Source organism: Thermoactinomyces daqus, from assembly GCF_000763315.1.
GTDB classification, from domain to species: domain Bacteria; phylum Bacillota; class Bacilli; order Thermoactinomycetales; family Thermoactinomycetaceae; genus Thermoactinomyces_A; species Thermoactinomyces_A daqus.
Genome location: NZ_JPST01000027.1, coordinates 1 through 4,671 on the forward strand (window position 1 = coordinate 1; position 4,671 = coordinate 4,671).

Genomic DNA, 4,671 nt, shown 5'->3' on the forward strand with positions numbered 1-4,671 from the left:
TCGCGGAAATCCTGAGGATGTTTCCCGATGTCCTCCTCGGATTTGCGGATTCCTGCAGAAAGAGAGTGAATTTAATAAATAATCCAACTGATTATTCCCACCTTTTAAGGAAATGAGACTGTGCCAAACAGAAGCAAAGGACCGATGGTCAAATGGATCATGGGACTCAGGCGAAGCGATCGGGGTTTGCTACTGCTCCCTTTTTTGACAGAACATTTTCGAAGAAGAAAGATTGTTAACCGAACTCAATATGACTTCATGAAGGTAAGCTTTCGGGGGTCAAATCAGATCAATCACATCTTAAAAAATAGAGATGGTTATTTTTTGTACAGCGATTTGAAGTGGTGTGATCCGCTCGGTAGTTACTTTTTTCAACGGAATAAAAAATGCACAGATTTCCGGATAAATGATCGGCCAGTCGCTTTTTTTCCTGCTACTGTATTGGATTCTTCTTTCTGAGCAAATTAATTTATAGGTGATGGATATGTGGGAAACGCTGATACAAAGTTTGCTTCAGCCGCGGATCTTGATTGGAGCGGTCGCCTCTTTCATCATACCGTATGGAATATCCAAACTTTATTACTGGATTCGATCATAAGAGGGAGAATGCCATGATCAAACGCCGGAAACCGAAAAAGACTCTATTGCAAACAAAAAAAAACTCGGATGAGACGCCGTGTTGCTTCCATGAAGATCTCGTTTCCAACCTGTTGATGATCGAAAACGAGATCGGTCAAAACGCTGATCTGAAGATGCGAACATTCCGGCTTGGCTCGACGGATCGCAAAGTCGCCTTGGTTTTTTTGGAAAGCCTGATCGACCGTGGTTTAGTCGAGGATAAAATCATGCAATCTCTAATGTTTGCCTTTGATATCAATCATCCTGACCGAGAGTTATCAGGGGAAGAGGAGCTGTCGGATTTTATTGCCAACCATATCCTGACCATTGAAAACGTGAAAGAAGTTCGTTTTTTCAAAGATTTGCTGATCGAGATCGCCAGAGGAAACACGGCTTTATTTATTGATGGTCTGTCAGTCGCTCTGGTTCTGGGAACGCAGAAGTACCAAACGCGCTCTATTGAGGAACCGATATCGGAAGCTTTGGTTCGCGGCCCGCGATCCGGTTTCAACGAATCGCTTGATGTAAATATCGCCCTGCTCCGCCAGGGTTTGACCACCCCTGATTTAACCCTTATCGAGTATACGTTGGGAAGGCGAACCCGGACAAAACTGGTTGTTGCTTTTATGAAGGGGATTGCCGATCCGGAAATTGTAAGTGAAGTGAAGCAGCGGCTTAACCGGATTGATGTGGATGAAGTGCTTGAATCCGGTTATGTGGAGCAATTGATTGAAGATAACCCGTTTTCTCCTTTTCCGCAGATCCAATATACCGAGCGGCCCGACCGGGTTATCGCTGCCCTGTTGGAAGGGAGAGTAGCCATTTTGTTGGAAGGAACCTCATTTGTGTTGATGGTTCCGACCACTTTCCCCATGTTACTGCAGTCACCAGAGGATTATTATGAACGTTGGATTCCGACCTCCCTTCTTCGTTTGATGCGTTATCTCGCTGCCTATATTTCCTTATTGCTCCCTTCTATATATATCTCGTTCGTTTCCTTTCACCAGGGGTTAATACCGACGAAATTGGCCATCTCCATGGCGCAAACCAGGGAAGGAGTGCCGTTTCCTTCCTTTATTGAAGCGCTGATCATGGAGATTTCCATTGAGATTTTGCGGGAAGCGGGGCTCCGCCTGCCCAAGCCCGTCGGACAAACGGTGGGGTTGGTCGGCGGTTTGGTTGTCGGGGAAGCCGCGGTAAGTGCGGGTATTATCAGCCCGATCATGGTGATTGTTGTCTCCCTCACCGCCATTTCCTCATTTGCCATCCCCAATTACGGCGCCGGGATCGCGCTCAGGCTATTGCGCTTTTTGGCCATGTTTAGCGCCGCGCTGTTCGGTCTCTATGGCGTAATTCTGTTTTTCCTGGCCATTACCATTCATCTGTGCCGATTGGAGAGTTTTGGCGTGCCCTATGTTGCACCGACGATTCCTTACAGTCTTTATGAATGGAAGGATTTTATTATACGCTTTCCTCTGAGAAACATGAAACAGCGCCCAAAAATGATGAACACAAAGAATCCTGTGCGCAAAAAGTAGCGCGTCCAAGGAAGTGGGGCAACTTGATCATCCGTCCAAAAAATCGAATCACCATGCAGGAAGCCGCGATTGTTACTTCTTCTATTATGTTGGGTTCAGGTGTGCTCACATTGCCACGAACCGTAACGGAAAAAACCGGTACGCCAGATGGATGGATCTCCGTGATCTTGAGCGGAATGATTGCCGTGTTGGCGGGAATTATGATGGCCAAGCTAAGTCAACGCTTCCCTGGGCAAACCTATTTTGAATTCAGTCAGCATTTGGTGGGAAAATGGGTCGGCCGTCTGCTCAATTTCCCTCTGGTTGTCTACTTTATTGTTCTGGGAGGGTACGAGATTCGCTCGATGGCTGAGGTCAACAGTCTTTATCTTCTCCCGAGAACACCGACTGCAATAACAATGGTTTTATTCATATGGGTCGGGGTTTATCTGGTTACGGGAGGTTTGATGCCAATCGCCCGTTTATCCAGCCTTCTTCTTCCGATCACGGTTTTGATCTTTCTCATGACTCTGGGTTTAAGCCTGAAAGTTGTCGATTTCAACAATTTACGTCCTGTGATGGGATTTGGCGTCATGCCCGTGATCAAGGGAATCACGCAAACAGTCTTGTCCTTCAGCGGGTTTGAGGTCATTTTTTTTTGACCGCGTTTATGGAGGATCATCGCCAAGCTGTTAAATCGGTCATCATCGGTATCTCTGTTCCCACATTTTTTTATATCATTATCGTTGCGTTTGCGGTTGCCACATTAGGGCTGGAGGAGACTGCGAGAATCACCAGGCCTACTGTCACCATGATCCGCTCATTTGAAGTTACGGGAGTCATCTTTGAGCGATTTGAGTCTTTTCTGCTGGCAGTATGGATGTTGCAGATTTTCACCACTTACGTGTGTTATCACTATCTCGCCTCAATAGGCTTGTCCAGTATCTTTGGCAAGGAGTTCAAAACATGGACTTACTGGATTTCTCCTTTGATCTATCTGTTCGCAGCCTTGCCGTCCGATATCAATGAGCGCTATTTAATCGGATATATAATGGGGTATGTCCTGCTGGCTTTCATCGGGATCATCATTCCGGTTTTATGGGGAATTACCTGGCCGAAGGGGAAAAAACATGGATAGGAATCACTCTTGGAAACGTCTGTTATTCATCGTTATATCGATTGGGAGCCTGATCACTGTTTCCGGATGCTGGGACAGCCGTGATATTGAAGATATTTCTTTGGAAGTGGCTTCCAGTTTTTGACATGGTGGATGATGACACAGTCGGGGAATCCGGGGATGAACAGGGGAAATCGTTTGTGGAGGTTACCATGCAATGTAACGTTCCGCAACAATCTGAAGAAAATGCAGATGGAGGGCAGAAAGGCAAAGCGTATAAAAATATCGTGTCCAGAGGAAGAACTGTGATGGAAGCGATTCGTAAAATGTCGCTGGAAGAGTCACGTCCTCCGTTTGGTCAGCATACAAAGATTGTTCTGATTGGTGAGAAGATGGCACGGTTGATGAATTTGCAGGGGGTGCTGAGTTTATATTTGCACACGTATGAAATCAGACCGAGTGCCAATATCCTGATATCTAAAGGAATAGGCCGCCATCTTTTGGAAGTGACCAGAAACACGGATATTCCCGGTATAAGGTTGCAGAGAATTTATCAAAATCATTATAAGACAAACGGAATATTGCCGCTGTTTACCATTGGCCAAACTGCAAGCAAAATGGCTTCCGATGCCAGTTTTCTCTTGCAGGCGGTCAAATTGGAAAAGGGAAAAGTCTTATTTGATGGCGGTGCTGTCATCAAAGGCAGTTCCAAGCGGCTGATCGGCTTTTTAACCCATGAAGAAGTGGAAGGGTTGAATTGGTTGACCGGACAGGCCAAAGGGATTGTTCAGGTTTTTGATAAGGAAAAGCGACAGAATTTTGCTGTGGAGATCAAATCCATCGAGAGAACCGTCACTCCTTATATAAACGGAAACAAGATCTCGTTTGACGTGAATATCGAAGGAAAGGTGTCCTTATTCGAAACATGGCATATTCCCACGGATCTGCTCAACGAAGATCATGTCAAAAGTCTGGAAAAATTGGTGGAGAATGAGGTTAATCGTCTTGTTCATCTTACTCTGCATAAAATGCAAAAAAAATATAAGGTGGATGTGGCCGATTTCCGTGACCAGTTTCGCATTTCCTATCCAATCCAATGGTTAGAACTGAAAAATAAGTGGGATGATCACTTTAGAAAGGCGCAGATCAATACAAAAGTGAATATCCGAATTCTTGATCATGGGGAAAGAGGGAGAACGATGTAAATTCAGGAGAGAAAGGATGGAGAAGAGGCGGTCAGTCAACCGGACACTGGCCAAGAAGGAAGTTGAAAGTGAATCCGCGCCCCGGTGTCCGTAAAAAAACGATAAAAAAGTGTTGACAATCAAATAAAAGGGTAGTATATTTATTTTCGTCGCTGCTACGACAACATCTTGCAAAAAGCGAGAGAAGAAAACAAAAAAGTTGTTGACAAGCGTG

The 4,671-nt window shown here is 45.3% G+C and carries 2 protein-coding genes and 1 pseudogene; all 3 read left to right on the forward strand.

Annotated elements, in window-relative coordinates:
* Window positions 1-611: 611 nt before the first annotated feature.
* The gene (locus tag JG50_RS0112115; RefSeq protein WP_033101388.1) at window positions 612-2,156 is read left to right on the forward strand and encodes a spore germination protein; all 1,545 of its coding nucleotides are present in this window, start codon (window positions 612-614) and stop codon (window positions 2,154-2,156) included.
* Between the two features lie 86 nt (window positions 2,157-2,242).
* Window positions 2,243-3,273 (forward strand): annotated as a pseudogene (locus tag JG50_RS20705) (GerAB/ArcD/ProY family transporter).
* Window positions 3,274-3,359: 86 nt separating this feature from the next.
* Window positions 3,360-4,457 carry a Ger(x)C family spore germination protein gene (locus tag JG50_RS0112125; protein ID WP_152568573.1) on the forward strand — a complete coding sequence of 366 codons (1,098 nt, stop codon included), beginning with the start codon at window positions 3,360-3,362 and terminating at the stop codon, window positions 4,455-4,457.
* Window positions 4,458-4,671: the final 214 nt, after the last annotated feature.

Bases quoted from the DNA above. Each gene is read 5' to 3' on its own strand.
- JG50_RS0112115 (WP_033101388.1), top strand. From the start codon at position 612: ATGATCAAACGCCGGAAACCGAAAAAGACTCTATTGCAAACAAAAAAA.